At 71.9% G+C, this 15,827-nt stretch carries 10 protein-coding genes; 2 read left to right on the plus strand and 8 right to left on the minus strand.

Annotated elements, in window-relative coordinates; translation table 11 throughout:
• Positions 1 to 28 precede the first annotated feature (28 nt).
• From ACQP2P_RS23990 to ACQP2P_RS24000, 3 genes are all read right to left on the minus strand, one after another.
• Positions 29 to 1,117 carry a sugar ABC transporter substrate-binding protein gene (locus ACQP2P_RS23990; RefSeq protein WP_433604197.1) on the minus strand — a complete coding sequence of 363 codons (1,089 nt, stop codon included), beginning with the start codon at positions 1,115 to 1,117 and terminating at the stop codon, positions 29 to 31.
• A 99-nt stretch (positions 1,118 to 1,216) separates the two neighbouring features.
• Complete coding sequence (locus ACQP2P_RS23995) at positions 1,217 to 2,749, minus strand: PQQ-binding-like beta-propeller repeat protein (RefSeq protein WP_433604199.1); 1,533 nt, start codon at positions 2,747 to 2,749, stop codon at positions 1,217 to 1,219.
• A 67-nt stretch (positions 2,750 to 2,816) separates the two neighbouring features.
• Complete coding sequence (locus ACQP2P_RS24000) at positions 2,817 to 3,569, minus strand: M15 family metallopeptidase (RefSeq protein ID WP_433604201.1); 753 nt, start codon at positions 3,567 to 3,569, stop codon at positions 2,817 to 2,819.
• 18 nt (positions 3,570 to 3,587) lie between these two features.
• Between ACQP2P_RS24000 and ACQP2P_RS24005 the strand changes: the two genes are divergently transcribed.
• Positions 3,588 to 4,505 carry a L,D-transpeptidase family protein gene (locus tag ACQP2P_RS24005; protein ID WP_433604203.1) on the plus strand — a complete coding sequence of 306 codons (918 nt, stop codon included), beginning with the start codon at positions 3,588 to 3,590 and terminating at the stop codon, positions 4,503 to 4,505.
• A 92-nt stretch (positions 4,506 to 4,597) separates the two neighbouring features.
• Here ACQP2P_RS24005 and ACQP2P_RS24010 read toward each other — a convergent pair whose 3' ends face one another.
• The 4 genes from ACQP2P_RS24010 to ACQP2P_RS24025 all read right to left on the minus strand — a co-directional run bounded on the left by ACQP2P_RS24010 (position 4,598) and on the right by ACQP2P_RS24025 (position 14,555).
• Positions 4,598 to 5,641 carry a DUF4037 domain-containing protein gene (locus tag ACQP2P_RS24010; RefSeq protein ID WP_433604205.1) on the minus strand — a complete coding sequence of 348 codons (1,044 nt, stop codon included), beginning with the start codon at positions 5,639 to 5,641 and terminating at the stop codon, positions 4,598 to 4,600.
• Positions 5,642 to 5,733: 92 nt separating this feature from the next.
• The gene (locus ACQP2P_RS24015; RefSeq protein ID WP_433604207.1) at positions 5,734 to 11,220 is read right to left on the minus strand and encodes a carboxyl transferase domain-containing protein; all 5,487 of its coding nucleotides are present in this window, start codon (positions 11,218 to 11,220) and stop codon (positions 5,734 to 5,736) included.
• Positions 11,221 to 11,463: 243 nt separating this feature from the next.
• The gene (locus tag ACQP2P_RS24020; protein ID WP_433604209.1) at positions 11,464 to 12,897 is read right to left on the minus strand and encodes an ATP-binding protein; all 1,434 of its coding nucleotides are present in this window, start codon (positions 12,895 to 12,897) and stop codon (positions 11,464 to 11,466) included.
• Positions 12,894 to 14,555, minus strand: a complete 1,662-nt coding sequence (locus tag ACQP2P_RS24025; RefSeq protein ID WP_433604211.1) for an FAD-dependent oxidoreductase — start codon at positions 14,553 to 14,555, stop codon at positions 12,894 to 12,896. Before ACQP2P_RS24025 ends, ACQP2P_RS24020 begins: the two co-directional genes overlap by 4 nt.
• 88 nt (positions 14,556 to 14,643) lie before the next feature.
• Between ACQP2P_RS24025 and ACQP2P_RS24030 the strand changes: the two genes are divergently transcribed.
• On the plus strand, positions 14,644 to 14,913 hold the full coding sequence (locus tag ACQP2P_RS24030) for a UBP-type zinc finger domain-containing protein (protein ID WP_433619233.1): 270 nt from the start codon (positions 14,644 to 14,646) through the stop codon (positions 14,911 to 14,913).
• Here ACQP2P_RS24030 and ACQP2P_RS24035 read toward each other — a convergent pair.
• Positions 14,910 to 15,779 (minus strand): NAD(+)/NADH kinase, encoded by an 870-nt coding sequence (locus tag ACQP2P_RS24035; RefSeq protein WP_433604213.1) that lies wholly within the window; start codon positions 15,777 to 15,779, stop codon positions 14,910 to 14,912. The genes ACQP2P_RS24030 and ACQP2P_RS24035 overlap by 4 nt on opposite strands.
• Between the last annotated feature and the right edge of the window lie 48 nt (positions 15,780 to 15,827).

Genomic DNA, 15,827 nt, shown 5'->3' on the forward strand with positions numbered 1-15,827 from the left:
ACGGCGCTCCCCAGGTGAGACCGGTACCTTACTTGATACCCGCCGCGGCGCATTTCGCGGCGAAGTCCGGCGTGCACACGTCCGCCGCCGGCACGTAGCCGTCGTCGATCACGTCCCGGACGTTGTCCCTGGTGATCGCCTTGGGGTCGAGCAGGATCGCGTCGACGTCACGCTTGCCGACCCGGTCGTACACCTTCGTCGTGGTGACCCCCGTCTCACCCTTGGCCAGGGCGATCGCCAGTTTCGCGGCCGCGGCCGCCTCCCGGCGCACGTCCTTGTAGACCGTCATGCACTGGTCGCCGTTGAGGATGTTCTGCAGGCCCTGCGCGGTGGCGTCCTGCCCGGTGACCGGGATGTGGCCGTTGAGGCCCTGCTTCTTGAGCACGTTGATGGCCGCGTTGGCCACGCCGTCGTTGGCCGCGATGACCCCGCCGATGTTCGGCTGGGCGGTCATCATCTGCTCGAACGTGGTCCCGGCGCGGGTGTTGTCCCACTCCTCGATCCACTGGTCGGGGCCCTTGAGGTAGTCGCCCGAGGCGAACTTCGGCGCGAGCACGGCGTCGTAGCCCTCCTTGAACAGCGTCGAGTTGTTGTCGGTCTGGGAGCCGTTGAGCTCGGCGATGACCGGCCGGGTGGCCTTCGCCGCCTCGAGGCAGCGCACCAGGCCCTGGCCCTGCAGGGTGCCGACGGCGGTGTTGTCGAACGACACGTAGTACCGCGCCGACCCGCCCAGCGTCATGCGGTCGTAGTCGATCGTGGCCACCCCGGCGTTGCGGGCCTTGTCCAGCACGGCCTTGCCGGTGCCGGAGTCCAGGTTCACGATCATGAGCACGTCGACGCCCTGGGTCATCATCTGCTCGGCCAGGGTCGTGAAGGCGCTCTTGTCGTTCTGCGCGTTCTGGATCTCGTAGTCGACGCCGGCGGCCTTGAACGCGGCGGCCAGGTACTTGCGGTCGGCGGTCTCCCACCGCGCCGAGGACTTGCTGTCGGGCAGGATGACCCCGATGCGCGGCCTGTCGCCCTTCCCGCCGGTGCCGGACACGTCCGCGGTGCAGGCGGCCGTCCCGCTCACGGCCAGCGCGGCGACGGCCAGCAGGGACAGGATCCCTCTGCGCATTGCTCGGGTCCTTTCGGCTGATTGGTGTGTCGGGCAACGTATGGCGTGCCGTTCACCGTGACCAGTCGCGGCCCGTAACAATTGCGCAATCATTGTGCGCTACCCGGCCGCGAGGGCGTGCACCGCTCCGGCGCGGGTGCCGAAATACAGTGAACCCTTCCAGACCGCGGGCGTCGACTCGATGCACCCGCCGATCTTGGACTCCCACAGCGGCTTGGGCTCCGCATACGTGTCGGACACGTCGTAGGCGTGCATGACCCCGGTGCAGTCGCCGATCACCAGCGTATCGTCCACGACCACGGGCGACTGCCAGGTCTCGCCGCCGGGCAGGTGGATGCGCCACCGCACGGCGCCGGTGGCCCGGTCCAGGCCGAGCACGTCGCCGCCGGCCGTGTCGTAGATCGCGATGTCGCGGTGCAGCGCGGGCGTGCCCCAGACGCCGCCGGGGCGCTTCCCGGTGTCCTTGACCGCCCAGACGACCGGGTTGCCGGGCCTGGCCGGGTCGAGCTTGAGCATCTGCCCGACCTCCTTGCTGCGGGCATTGCCCTTCTCGTACTCCGAGCCGACGTAGAGGAACCCGTCGGCGTCCACGACGATCGACGCGTCGGTGTCGTCGCCGGTCCAGAAGCGGAAGGTGCGGGCCGGCTCCCGGCCCGCCTTGAGCCCGGACAGGTCCCAGCCCTGCACGAGGCCGCCGGAGTTGGCGAAGTACACCGTGTCGCGGTAGACGGCCACGGAGTTCTCGATGGACACGTTGGTGTCGCCGGCGTCCTTGAGCTCCTGCTCGTCCCAGCCGGGCGTGTGCCACACGAGCTGCGGCGCGACGGTCACCTTGCCGTCGGGGCCGTAGCCGCGGTTGAGCTTCACGACGTGGAACTGGCTGTTCTCGCCGCCCTCGAGCAGGTAGTCGTCGATGACGAGCCCGGCGCCGTCCCAGTCGTCGTTCCACAGCGTCGGCTTCACCGCGTCGGCGGCGAGCTTCCACAGCTCGGTCGGCGTGGCGCGGTCGGTGGCGATGACCCGGTAGAAGCCGTCGCGGGAGCCGGAGTAGACCAGCGGGTAGCCGTCGGGGTCGACGGTGACACTGCCCTTGATGATGTCGCCGGTCTTGAAGTCGGGCAGGATCCGCTCGCCGGTGGCCGCGTCGAGGAAGTGGATGCTGCGGTCGTAGGCGCCGAACACCACCCAGGTCCGGCCGTCGCGCTCGAACACGGCGGGCTGGCCGGTCCAGCCGGTGCCGCACCACTCGCGGGTCTCGCCCTTGTCCGACGACATCGCGCACAGGCCGCCGCTGCGGGGGAACTGCCAGCGCTGGGCCGGGGTCGTGCGGGGCACCGGCCCCTGGCCGTAGTAGGTGCGGGTCGGGTTGCCGCGGAAGGTGAGCAGGCCCGGGACCTTCGTGCCCTGCGGCAGGCCGACCAGCGCCGGGTCGGACCAGCCGGTGAACGGCGGCGGGGCGGGCGAGCCCGACGGCGACGGCGGGGCGGCGGACGGGCGCGCGGTGCCCCCGGCGCCGGGCTCGGGGCGCGGCTCGGCCCGGCGCAGCGCCCACGCGGTGGTCGCGACGCCACCGACGATCAGCACCAGCATGCCGGCGATCAGCAGCCGGAACACGCCCATCCGCTGTTCCATGCCGACAGTATGGTGCGGGTGATCAGCGCACGCCCCAATGTGACGTGAAACGGATCTGCGGCGCGGCTCAGGCCTTCTCGAAGTGCTGGTAGTCGGTGCCGGAGCGCCAGGCGCCGCCCCAGGTGAACCCCTCGGCGCGAAACGCCCGCACGGTCGCGTCCCCGGCCACGATCATGCCCGGCCGCACGTTGCCCCGGTCCAGGAACGCCTTCCCGGCGGGCGGCATGATCCTGCCCGTCGGCAGGTACGGGTTCTCGACGGTGTTGACGTCGATCGCCCGGCCGTAGGCGTGGTTGGACCAGTGGGTGGTGCCGGGCACGTTGCGGCAGTTGAAGCCCGAGGTGTTGTCGGCCGCCATCGATTCGTCGTCGGATCCGCCGTACCGGTCGACGAGGTTCATGCTGCGGATCGGGAACCCGGCCGCCCGCAGCCGCTGGAACACGCGCAGGGCCGCGTCGGCGACGGTCTTGTGCACGATGATCTGCCCCGCCTGCGGGGTGCCGTCGAAGTCCACGTAGGACACGTGCACGAGCCGCAGGTCGTCGAGGCCCACGGGGCACCCGGGCCGCCAGGAGACCCCGGTCATGGCCTGGCGCACCGCGGCGGGAAGCGGTTCGACGAAGTCCGCCGCGGCCGCGGATGCCGAGGGTGTACCGCCCGTGCCGGGCGACACCGCCGCCGTCGCGCTCGGCGCCGCGGCGGAGGCCGGGGCGGCGCCGGGCGGGGCGGAGCATCCGGCGGCGACGGCCGCGAGGCAGGCCGCCGCCAGCCATCGCCCGGCCCGGCGTGTCGCCGGAATTGTCCGGAACCTTGCGCCCATGCGGTAGATACTATGGGCGTGCCGGTCCACCAGCCCCGACGCCGCGCGCGGGTCATCCTCGCGATGTGCCTGCCGCTGCTGCTGACGGCGGGCTGTGGCGCCGCCGGTGGTGAGGCCTCCGCTGCCGCGTCCGGCAGGGCCACGCCGCAGCCCGGCCGCCCCGCGTCCGCCGGTGCGGCGCCCGCCGGTGTGGAGTCGCCGGGCCCGCCGCCCGGCGTGTCACCGCCCGCCGGTGCCCCGGCCTCGACGGGCGCCCCGGCACCCACCACGGCCGCGGCGCACCCGGCCACCGCCGGGCCCGCCCGCACCCGCGGCCGCGAGGACGACGCCGCCAACGACGCCGCGCGGCTGCGCACGCTGCCCGCGAACACGACCCAGGTCGTCATCGTGCAGTCGCAGAGCCCGTCGGCCACGACGGGGACCCTGCAGGCGTACGCGAAGTCCGGCGGCGCCTGGCGCTCCACGTTCGGCCCGGTGCCGGCGCGCCTGGGCGGCAAGGGGTTCAGCGACAGCAAGCGCGAGGGCGACCGGACGACGCCGGCGGGCGTGTTCGCCATCGACGCGACCATGTACGGCATCGCGGCGAACCCCGGCGTGCGGTACGGCTACCACCAGCTCGTCGCCGACGACTGGTGGGACGAGAACAGCGACTCGCCGGGCTACAACACGTTCAGCCACGGCCCGGACCCGGGCGGGCCGAGCGAGGCGCTGTGGCGGACGAGCCCGCAGTACACGTACTTCGCGGTGATCCGGTACAACATGCCGGCGACCCCAGGGCGCGGCAGCGGCATCTTCCTGCACCAGTCCAACGGCAACAGCACGCTCGGCTGCGTGAGCCTGCCCCAGGGCGACCTGCTGACGGTGCTGCGCTGGCTCGACCCCGCGGCGAACCCGCGCATCGTGATGGCCCCGACCGCCTGGCTCGGCCGCTACTGACCGGCTCGGCCGGTCCTGACCCGGCACCCGCTCATCCTAGCGTCCTAGGACGCCATAGCGAGCGTGGCTGAAGCCACGCCTGTTCTTGGCCGCTACGCGGCAGGGTCCACCGCTGCCGCCAGGTCTCTGGTCAGCTGCGGGCGGCCGAGGACGTCGGTGCAGTCGACGTACTGGTCGATCGCGCCGATCCGCGGGCCGGCGAGGGCCTCGGCGAACCGTTCGGCGGCGATGACGGGGTATGGGCGGTCGTAGTACGGGCGGCGGGTCGCGTCGACCTCGGGCGCCAGGGCGAGGCGGTTCTGCCACGCGCCGGCGAGCTCGTACGCGTCGCAGAGGGCGTCCTGGCGCGGCCCGGCCTCGCGCGCGTCGAGGGCCCGGCCCAGGGCGCCGGCGATGGGGGCGATGCCGGGCAGGGCGGTGAAGGCGGTGCCGAGCCATTTGCTGTAGGGCGGGTAGCGGCGGGCCAGGAGCAGGCACAGGCGCATGACGTCGCGGGCCAGGCGGGCGGCGACGATCCGGCTGCCGAGCTCGTCGCCCTGCTCGGCGGTGCGCCCGACGAAGGCCTCCTCCTGGGCGATGCGCGTCCACTGGGCGGCGAGGACGTGCTTCCACAGGTGCCGCGGGTACCAGGCGAGGTTGGCCCGCAGGGCGGTGAGCTCGCCGGTGTCGTCGTGGTAGACGGCGCCGGCGGTGGCCTCGGCGAGCAGCTGGGTGGGGGTGGCGAGCCAGTCGGCGTCGGTGAGGGGGCGGCGGGCGTCGGTGCCGAGGTGCTGCCGGGACCAGGTGGCGACGTCGGTGATGTCGACGCGGTGGTGGACGGGGCCGGTGGTGGGGGTCATGACGCGGACGCGGTCGCCGGGCGGTTCGAAGCTGGTGGGCCAGCCGTGGACGTCCTTGGGGAGCCGGGTGCTGAGGGTGGCGGCGAGCGCGGCGGCCTCGACGCGTTCGAGGTCGACGAAGAGCTGCAGCCGCGGGCCCCAGTCGTGGTCGGTGGAGCGTTCGGTGTCCAGGCCGAGGACCTCGGAGCCGGGGCCGATGCGGGCGGCGGCGTGCGGGATGCCGGCGAGGAGGGGGCGCACGCCGTGCTCGTAGAAGGCTCGGCACAGTTGGAGGCCGGGGATGAAGGCGGGCGGCACGAGGGGTCACGCTATGGGGGTTCGCCCGCCCGTTCAACGCGAATTCGCAGGGCCGCCCCCGGCACCGGGGGCGGCCCTGCGATCGTGTGGTGTCAGCGCTTGAGGCCGTGCTCGATGGCCTCGATGATGCGGGGGCGCAGTTCGGCGGGGCTGATGATGGCGTCGACGGAGCCGACCTCGACGGCCCGCTGGATGCTGTGGACGCGGTCGAACTCGGCGGCGACGGCGCCGAGGTGTTCGGCGCGGACGGCGGCCTGGACCTCGGCGAGGCGGGCGTTGAGGGCGGCGCGTTCGACGCCGGTGGCCGCGGCGACCTGGGCCTGCAGGCCGGTGACGCGGGGGTCGTTGCTGGTGCGGTTGGACACGTCGCCGGCGAAGACGACGGCGGCGGCGGGGGCGCCGCCGAGGACGGAGGCGAAGGAGCCTTCGAGGGCCAGGACGGTCATGTTGGGGTTGAGGGCCTTGGAGAAGACGACGAAGGCGCCGCCGTGGTAGCGGGAGATGACGCAGAAGACGATCGGGCCGTCGAAGTTGACGATGGCGCGGCCGATTTCGGCGCCGTACTCGAGCTGGAGCTTGCGCATCGACTCGGGTGAGCCGTCGAAGCCGGACAGGTTCGCGAGGACGACGAGGGGCCGGTTGCCGGAGGCGGCGTTGATGGCGCGGGCGACCTTCTTGGAGGAGCGGGGGAAGAGGGTGCCGGCGGTGTAGGTGTCGGGGCCGTCGGTGGGCGGGAAGCCGGTGCGGGGCACGGAGCGGGACTCGATGCCGACGAGGCAGACGGGCCAGCCGCCGAGGCGGGCGTCCTGGACGACGGCGGTGTCGGCGTCGGCCATGCCGGCCCAGCGTTCCAGGGCCGGGTGGTCCTGGTCGGTGACGGCGCGCATGACGGTGCGGATGTCGAAGGCCTTCTTGCGGTCGGGGTTGTGGGCCGCGGAGAAGATCTGCCCGACGGTGGTGAAGTCGCTGCCGGCGACGGTGTGGGGGAACGGGGAGACGTCGCGGTCGGCGGGGTCGGAGGTGGGGGCGCGGCGGGGGCCGGGCTCGCCGGGGACGATGTAGGTGTGGTCGTAGTGGGCCATGAGGACGTCGCGGGCGCCGGCGAGGGTCGGGGCCCAGTACTGGGCCTGGCCGTTGGGGCCCATGATGCGGTCGTAGCCGCCGATGCCGTAGTTGTCCTCGGCGGAGACGCCGCCGGAGAAGTCGAGGGCCTGTTTGCCGGTGAGGACCATGGCCGAGTCGGGGGTCATGACGAGGATGCCCTTGGTGTGCATGAGCATGGTCGCCTCGGCGTTCCAGTAGGGCTGGGCGCCGACGTTGATGCCGGTGACGACGATGTTGATCTCGCCGCCGGCCTGGGTGAAGGTGACGATGCGCTTGAGTGCGGCGGCGACCCAGTCCATGTTCTCGGTGCCGGAGGACATGGAGATGCGGGCGCCGGCGGACAGGGCGAACCATTCGAGCGGGACTTGGAGGCGTTCGGCGAGGTCGAGGGCGGCGATGACGCGGCTGCACTCGGGTTCGGAGAGGGCGCCGAGGGCCTTGGTGGGGTCGCCGAGGAGCACGACGCGGGTGACGCCTTCGGGGTGGCGCGGGGTGGGGGTGGTGACGACGCCGGCGATGATGGCGGCGCTGTTGCGGCCCTTGGGGCGCTGGACGGGGACGAGGGTGCCGCCGGCGTCGAGGTCGTGCTCGGTGAAGGTGCCGCCGGGGCCGGCGAGCAGGCCGGTGAGCTCGTAGGGGTACACGTTGCCGCGCCGGGCGGCGCGCAGGACCTTCTGCCGGTAGTCGTCGAGGGGCTGGAGCGGTTCCGTGGACGGTTTGTCGACGGAGAGGCTGGCGCCGTGGCCGGGGTCGAGGGTGATGCGGACGGCGACCTCGGAGAGCTCGCCGGCGGCGTTGCGCTGGCGGGCGAGGAACTGGACCTCTTCGAGTCCGGCTCCGGCGGTGGTGGGCAGGAGCCGCTGGACGAGGGTTTCGATCTCGTCCTGGGTGAGCTCGGTGGCGGGCCAGACGTACATCATGATCCGGTTGGTGTCGAACCGCTTGTTCTGGGGCCGTTGGGCCTGGATGTTGCGGATCGCGTCGAGGCAGCCGGTGGTGATGTTCTCCAGGGCGGGCAGGGCGACGAGGCGGCCGTCGGCCTCGCGCAGCGGGGTGAGGTCGCGGACCTGGCCCATGGCGATGAGGCGTTCGTCGGCGGGGTTGGTCTTGGCGACGGCTTTGAACAGGTAGATCTCCTCGTCGGCGGAGGGCAGCCGGGTGAGGTCGAACTCGCGGAGCCGGTAGAGCTGGAGGCGGTTGGCGATCTGGGGGTGCAGGCCGCGGATGAGGCGGTCTTCGGTGAAGGTGCCGCCGTCGGGGCGGAACGTGAAGTGGTGGTGCATGACGGCGCCGGTGGTGCCGGCGACGGTGATGGTGATGCGCCGCACGCCGCTGGGCTGGGGGTGCTGGGTGAGCAGGTCGCCGAGGTTGTCCCCGATGGTGGTGGCGTCGGGCTGGTCGTCCCAGGCGACGTAGAGGTCGGCGACGAGGCCGGGGCCGTCGCCGGCGAGGGCGGCGACGGTGTCGAGGGCGGCGGGGAGGGTGGCGATGTCGACGGCGGTGGTGACGACGCGGGTGTGGTTGCCGGTGCGGCCGGTGTGCTCGGCGGTGACGAAGCGGCCGCCGGGGGTGTCGAGGCTGGTGACGTTGGACAGGCCGCGGTTGCCGTAGTAGCGGCGGGTGAGGACTTCGAGGAGGGGGGCGTGGTCGCGGCCGGGGCGGCCGATGCGCTGGCCGATGAGCCGGACGAGGGGTTCGGCGGAGGCGACCATGGTCTGGATGCGTTCGGCGCGGTCGGGGGCGCCGGGGTTGCGGTCGAGGTAGCGCAGGGCGGAGCGGACGTTGACGTAGACCTCGGCGCGGTTGCGGCGCAGGAGGGGCTGGGCGAACCAGCGGAAGACGATGCCGCGGGCGAGGTCGGAGACGGCCGGGAAGCGGACCTGGGTGGCTTCGATGAGGTGTTCGAGGGTGAGGCCGGCGCGTTCGGCGAGGGGTTCGGCGGGCTGGGGGCCGGCGAGCCACTGGCGGAGCAGTTCGGAGACGACGGCGACGTCGGTGGCGGTGCGTTGCTGGGCGAGGAAGATGCGGAAGACGGCGGCCTCGAGTTCGGCGGTGCGGTCGAGGGTGTCGACGCCGTAGTGGGCGAGGACCTTGGTGAGGCGGGCCTGGAACGCGGCGGGGACGCCGGCGCGGTCGACGTCGAGGCTGCCGAGGTAGCGGTGGAAGTATTCGCGGGGGGAGTGCACGGCGCTGTTGGGTTCGCCGCCGAGTTCGCCGCCGGGGGTGTTGCGGGTGAGTTCGGCGAGGTCGGCGAAGACGGTGATGAGTTCGACCTCGCCGGGCAGGGGCCGGTCGCCGGCTTCGGCGCGGGCGGTGAGGTAGTGGGTGAGGGTGCGGCCGCGGTCGTGGGGGTCGGTGTCGAAGCCGAGCAGGAGGGCGCGCAGGTCCTGCAGGCCGCGTGCGACGCGTTCGGCGGCGGTGGTGGCGGTGTCCTCGGGGGGCAGGTCGATGTCGACGGCTTCGGCGGCGGGGCTGCCGGTGGCCGGGTCGCCGGTGTCGTCGGCGAGGGGTTCGAGGCGCATGAGGGGGGCGCCGGTCTCGACCTGGCTGCCGACGGTGACGGGCAGTTCGCGGACGCGGGCGCGGAACGGGGCGCGCAGGGCGGTCTCCATCTTCATGCTCTCGAGCACGAGGATGGGGGCGCCGGCTTCGACCTCGTCGCCGACGGCGAGGGGGGTGGCCACGACGAGGGCGGGTGCGGGTGAGCGCACGACGCCGCCTTCGTCGCGGCTGATGCGGTGGGTGACGCCGTTGACCTCGACGAGGTGGATGGGGCCGTGGGTGGCGGAGACGAGGCGGAAGCGGCGGCCGTTGACGGTGATCTGGCCGCGGTGGGCGTCGAAGCGTTCGATTTCGACGTCGGCGGGGTGGGGGTCGCCGCCGGCGGCGATGCCGACGCGGTAGCGGGTGGGGCCGACGCGGGCGACGGCGACGCGGTAGCCGACGCCGCGGAGTTTGAGGTCGAGGGGGCGGCCGGACTCGTGCTGGACCTGGGGGCGCCCGCCGTGGGCGGTGGTGAGGAGGCGGCCGCGGGAGATCTGCTCCTCGTCCTGGTAGGCCTCGATGGCGGCGGCGGCCAGGGCGATGGCGGAGTGGCGGTGGTTGACGAGGCGGCCTTCGGCGCGGACGCGGTCGATCCAGCCGGTGTCGGCGGTGGCGTCGATGACTTCGGGCTGGTCGAGCAGGTCGATGACGAAGCTCTTGTTGGTGGCGCCGCCGTCGATGATGACGGTGGTTTCGGCCATGGCGCGGCGGAGCCGGCCGAGGGCTTCGTCGCGGTCCCGGCCGTAGGCGATGATCTTGGCGATCATGGAGTCGAAGTCCGACGGGATGCTGTCGCCCTCGCTGACGCCGCTGTCGACGCGGATGCCGGGGCCGGCGGGCAGGACGAGGCGGGAGATGCGGCCGGGGGCGGGGGCGAAGTCGCGGTCGGGGTCTTCGGCGTTGAGGCGGGCCTCGACGGCGTGGCCGGTCTCGGCGGGGCGTTCGCCGTCGAGCTTGCCGCCGGAGGCGACGTGGATCTGCAGTTTGACGAGGTCGGTGCCGGTGGTGATCTCGGTGATCGGGTGTTCGACCTGCAGGCGGGTGTTGACCTCGAGGAACGCGAAGATCTTGTCGACGGGGTGGTAGAGGAACTCGACGGTGCCGGCGCCGCGGTAGCCGACGGCGAGGGCGAGGCGTTCGGCGGCTGCCTTGAGCTCGGCGGTCTGTTCGGGGCCGAGGACCGGTGACGCGGACTCCTCGATGATCTTCTGGTTGCGCCGCTGCACGGAGCAGTCGCGCACGCCGAGGGCCCAGGCGGTGCCCTGGCCGTCGGCGATGACCTGGACTTCGACGTGGCGGGCGCCGGTGACGAGGCGTTCGAGGAAGACGACGCCGGAGCCGAACGCGCGCAGGGCCTCGGCGCTGGTGCGCTCGTAGGCGTCGGCGAGCTCGTCGCCGCTCTCGACCTTGCGGATGCCGCGGCCGCCGCCGCCGGCGGTGGCCTTGAGCATGAGCGGGTAGCCGATCTGCTCGCCGGCGCGCAGGGCGTCGTCGAGGGTGGCGACCTCGCCGCGGCTCCAGGGGGCGACGGGGACGCCGACCTCTTCGGCGATGAGCTTGGCGCCGATCTTGTCGCCGAGTTTGCGCATGGCGTCGGCGCTGGGGCCGATGAAGGTGACGCCGATGCGGTCGCAGAGCTCGGCGAAGGCGGGGTCTTCGGCGACGAAGCCCCAGCCGACCCAGGCGGCGTCGGCTTCGGTGTCGAGCAGGGCGCGTTCGAGCAGGGCGTGGTTGAGGTAGGGGCGGGCGGCGGCGGGCCCGAGGGGGTAGGCGAGGTCGGCCTCGCGCACGAAGGTCGCGGTGCGGTCGACGTCGGTGTAGAGGGCGACCGTCTCGATCCGTGTGCCCGTTTCCGCGGACAGGTCACGCACGGCGTGGATGAGCCGCATGGCGGCCTCTCCGCGGTTGACGATGGCGATACGACTGAACACCGGCTGAGCCTCCTGGTTTCCCCGCTATGTGCCGCGACGATCTACACCCTGCTTGATTACCGCCGAGTACACCAATGCGGCTGTCTCGCATCCTAGGCCCCTGTCGTTGTGGGGTTCCTACAACGTTTATTGCCGGGAAGGCCTTGGTCGATTCCTAGCATCCTAGGACGCGTTAGGGAGCGTGCCTGACGGCACGCCCAAACCAAGAAGGATCGGCGCTACGCGCCGACCTGCTCCAACCGATCAGGCGGTCTCGCGCAGGGGCAGCACGACGGTGAAGTGGGTGTCGCCCGGCTCGGAGGTGACCCGGATGTCGCCGTGGTGCTTCTTGACGACGATGCGGTAGGAGATGTCGAGGCCGAGGCCGGTGCCCTCACCGACGGGCTTGGTGGTGAAGAACGGCTCGAAGATGCGCGGGCGGACCTCGGGCGGGATGCCGGTGCCGGTGTCGGCGATGTCGACGGTGAGGCAGTCGCCGGTCGGGTCGAGGCTCGTGGTGATCGTCAGCGTCCCGGAGCCGTGCATCGCGGAGACGCCGTTGTCGATGAGGTTCGTCCAGACCTGGTTGAGCTCGGCGGCGTACGCGGGGATGGCCGGCAGGGTCCGGTCGTAGCTCGTCACGACGCGGATGCCTTGGGGGATCTTGGCGTTGAGCATGATGAGGGTGGCGTCGAGCAGTTCGTGGACGTCGACGACCTGGAAGGGGCCGCGGTCGAGCTGGGAGTACTGCTTGGCGGCGGAGACGAGGCCGGAGATGCGGCCGACGGCGTCGTCGATCTCGCCCATGAGCAGTTCGGTCTCGATGGTGTAGGCGAGCCAGCGCACGGCGGGTTCGAGGTCGATGTCGCCGATGCAGGAGGCGACGTCCTCGAGCCAGGGCACGTCGACGCCGCCGGCGACGAGGGTGGGGGCGAGGTCCCAGGCGCCGGGGACCTGGTGCTCGTCGAGCCAGTCGCCGACGGTGTCCTCGGCGTCGGAGATCTCCAGGGCGGAGCGTTTGGGGGTGTTCTGGGCCTTCTTGACGGCGGTTTCCTGGAGTTCGACGAGGCCGTGGAGGCGTTCGCCGTCGAGGCGGCCGTCGGCGATCATGGCGAGTTTGTGGCGCATGCCGGCGACCTTGTCGCGCAGGACGGCGGTGGCGCGTACGGCGGCGGCGGCGGGGTTGTTGAGCTCGTGGGTGAGGCCGGCGGACAGGGAGCCCAGGGCGAGGAGGCGTTCGCGTTCGGCGACGGCGTTGTTGCTGTTGCGCATGCCGAAGAAGAGGCCTTCGAGCAGGTGCATGGCCATGGGGAACCAGTGGCGCACGACGGGGCCGAACTCGGCGGCGGGCAGTTCGTAGACCTCGGCGTCGGTGATGGCGTGCATGGTGTTGTTGTAGAGCTGGGGGACCTGGTCGCCGAGGTAGGCCTGGGTGGCGCCGCCGTAGACGCCGATGTGGTCGGTGCGGGAGAGTTCGACGTCGTCGCCGCGGATGTTGCGGCTGAGGGAGACGGTGCCGGAGAGCAGCACGACGAAGCAGGTGGCGGGTTCGCCTTCGCGGTAGATGGCGTCGCCGCTGGGGTGGGTGACGGCCCAGCCGCGGGTGGCGAGCCAGTCGAGCTGGTCGTCGTCGAGGGCCTCGAAGAGGAAGAGGGTGCGCAGCTCGTCGGTGGTGAGGCGGCGGCCGGTGGCGGTCATTGGGACTCCAGGAGGTACCGGTGGACGAGCGAGACGGCCATGGCGCCTTCGCCGACGGCGGAGGCGACGCGTTTGACGGAGTCGGCGCGCACGTCCCCGGCGGCGAAGACGCCGGGGATGCTGGATTCGAGGTGGTAGGGGTCGCGGGGCAGGAGCCAGCCGGGTGGGGGTTCGTCGCCGGTGAGGAGGTCGGGTCCGGTGAGGACGAAGCCGCGGTGGTCGCGCTGGATGGTGCCGTCGAGCCAGTCGGTGCGGGGTTCGGCGCCGATGAAGATGAACAGCCAGGAGGCGTCGACGGTGCGGCCGGGGCCGCCGTCGACGGGGCGCAGTTCGAGGCGTTCGAGGTGTTCGTCGCCGTGGGCGGCGGCGATTTCGGTGCAGGGGTGGACCTGGATGTGTTCGACGGCGTCGATCTGGTCGATGAGGTATTGGGACATGGAGGCGTTGAGGTTGGCGGCGCGGATGACGAGGTGGACGCGGCGGGCGTAGCGGGAGAAGAACATGGCGGCCTGGCCGGCGCTGTTGGCGCCGCCGACGATGTAGACGTCCTGGTCGGTGCAGGAGGGGGCTTCGGTGGCGGCGCTGCCGTAGTAGACGCCGCGGCCGTGGAGGTCGGCGAGGCCGGGGGCGGTGAGGCGGCGGTAGGAGACGCCGGTGGCGAGGATGACGGCGTGGGAGGCGATGGTGGTGCCGTCTTCGAAGTGCAGGATGCGGGTGTTGCCGTGGGTTTCGAGGCGGGTGACGCGGCAGGCGGTGAGGAGTTCGGCGCCGAATTTGACGGCTTGGCGGCGGGCGCGGTCGGTGAGCTGGGCGCCGGAGACGCCGTCGGGGAAGCCGAGGTAGTTTTCGATGCGGCTGGATTGGCCGGCTTGGCCGCCGGTGGCGCGTTCTTCGAGCAGGACGGTGCGGAGGCCTTCGCTGGCGCCGTAGACGGCGGCGCCGAGGCCGGCGGGGCCGCCGCCGACGACGATGAGGTCGTAGAAGTCGCCGGCGGGGGTGGTGGTGAGGCCGACGTGGGTGGCGAGTTCGGCTTCGGTGGGGTTGACGAGGGTTTTGCCTTCGGTGGTGATGACGAGGGGGACGTCGTCGGGGGTGAGGCCGGCGGCGGTGAGGAGGCGTTGGCCTTCGGTGTCGTCGGTGGTGTACCAGCGGTAGCTGATCATGTTGCGGGCGAGGAAGTCGCGGACTGTGAAGCTGGGGGCGCTCCACCGGTGGCCGATGATCTTGACGTCGGCGCTGGGGCGGTCGGGGGCGGCTTTCCAGGCGTCGAGCATGGCGTCGATGACGGGGTAGAGCTTCTCCTCGGGCGGGTGCCAGGGTTTGAGGAGGTAGTGGTCGAGGTCGACGATGTTGATGGCCTGGATGGCGGCGTCGGTGTCGGCGTAGGCGGTGAGCAGGACGCGGCGGGCGCGGGGGAAGAGGTCCATGGCGGCCTCGAGGAACTGCAGGCCGTTCATTTCGGGCATGCGGTAGTCGGCCAGCAGGACGGCGACCTGTTCGCCCCGGAGTTTGAGTTCCTTGAGGGTGTCGAGGGCTTCGCGGCCGCTGTCGGCGCGCACGATGCGGTAGTCCTCGCCGTATTGGCGGCGCAGGTCGCGGGCGACGGCGCGGGAGACGGCGGGGTCGTCGTCGACGGTCAAGATCGCTGGCTTGGCCATGCGGTCAATCCAACCACGCGTGGGTCGTCGCGACGAGTGTGGTGCGGGCTACGGTGGTGCGATGCAGAGTGGTTGCGCGCATGTGGAGATGGTGGCGTCGCCGCCGGTGGAGCCGTCGGCGGACGGGTGTGAGGACTGCCTGGCGGTGGGTGGTCGTTGGGTGCATCTGCGGTTGTGCCTGACGTGCGGGCATGTGGGGTGTTGTGATTCGTCGCCGTCGAAGCATGCGACGGCGCATTTCCGCTCGTCGGGGCATCCGCTGGTGCAGTCGTTCGAGCCCGGTGAGGAGTGGGCGTGGTGTTATGCCGATGAGGCGGTCGTCGGGGTGGCGGGGTTGCCGTCCCGGTCGCATTCCTAGGGCAGTTCGACCTCGAGGCTGCCGTTGACCTGGAGTTTGCGGCGGGCGCGTTCGTAGAAGGTGGTGTAGCCGAGGCGCACCACCTTCGCGGCGGCGGGGGCGGCGCAGACGGTGAGGGTGTCGCCGGGGTTGAGTTCGCCGAGGAGTTCGCCGTCGACTTCGACGGCGAGGCGGCCGCTGGTGGGGAGCAGTTCGAGGTCGAGGTCTTCGCTGGGGGACAGGACGAGGGCGCGGTTGAACGCGGAGTGGGCGGCGGCGGGGACGACGAGGATGCCTTCGACGGTGGGGGAGACGATGGGGCCGCCGGCGGAGAAGCTGTAGGCGGTGGAGCCGGTGGATGTGGCGACGATGAGGGCGTCGGCGGCGTAGCGGACGAACGGGTAGCCCTGCATGGAGATGGCGACGGCGGCGAGGCCGTGGCCGGGGGTGCGGACGAGGGCGATGTCGTTGAAGGCGGTGACGTCGGTGCCGTCGGGCAGGGTGGTGCGCACGGCCATGCGGGGTTCGACGGTGAACTTGTGGGCGTCGATGGCGGAGAGGGCTTCGGGGAGTTCTTCGACGGAGACTTCGGCGAGGAAGCCGAGGCGGCCGAGGTTGACGCCGAGGACCGGGGTGGGTTTGCCGGAGAGCAGGCGCATGCTGCGCAGCATGGTGCCGTCGCCGCCGAGGCTGACGACGAGGGAGGCGCGGCTGACGAGTTCGTCGGGGGTGACGGGGACGGCGGAGCAGTCGATGCGGCCGACTTCGTCGGGCAGGCCGAGGACGGTGGCGTCGCGGCTGCGGGCCCAGTCGATGACGGCGTCGATGGCCGGTTTGGAGTCGCGGCGTGGATGCAGGACGAGTCCGACGGTGTGCACCATCCCCATTGCTGCAACTGTACGGGGTGGGGTGCGGTCTGCGCCGGTGTGGCGGGC

The sequence above is a fragment of the Dactylosporangium sp. CA-139114 genome, assembly GCF_050955725.1.
Classification (GTDB): Bacteria; Actinomycetota; Actinomycetes; order Mycobacteriales; family Micromonosporaceae; genus Dactylosporangium.

Excerpts from the sequence above, each read along its gene's own strand:
- ACQP2P_RS23990 (WP_433604197.1), bottom strand. The coding sequence starts at position 1,117 with ATGCGCAGAGGGATCCTGTCCCTGCTGGCCGTCGCCGCGCTGGCCGTG.
- ACQP2P_RS23995 (WP_433604199.1), bottom strand. The coding sequence starts at position 2,749 with ATGGAACAGCGGATGGGCGTGTTCCGGCTGCTGATCGCCGGCATGCTG.
- ACQP2P_RS24000 (WP_433604201.1), bottom strand. The coding sequence starts at position 3,569 with ATGGGCGCAAGGTTCCGGACAATTCCGGCGACACGCCGGGCCGGGCGA.
- ACQP2P_RS24020 (WP_433604209.1), bottom strand. The coding sequence starts at position 12,897 with ATGACCGCCACCGGCCGCCGCCTCACCACCGACGAGCTGCGCACCCTC.
- ACQP2P_RS24025 (WP_433604211.1), bottom strand. The coding sequence starts at position 14,555 with ATGGCCAAGCCAGCGATCTTGACCGTCGACGACGACCCCGCCGTCTCC.
- ACQP2P_RS24030 (WP_433619233.1), top strand. The coding sequence starts at position 14,644 with ATGGTGGCGTCGCCGCCGGTGGAGCCGTCGGCGGACGGGTGTGAGGAC.
- ACQP2P_RS24035 (WP_433604213.1), bottom strand. The coding sequence starts at position 15,779 with ATGGGGATGGTGCACACCGTCGGACTCGTCCTGCATCCACGCCGCGAC.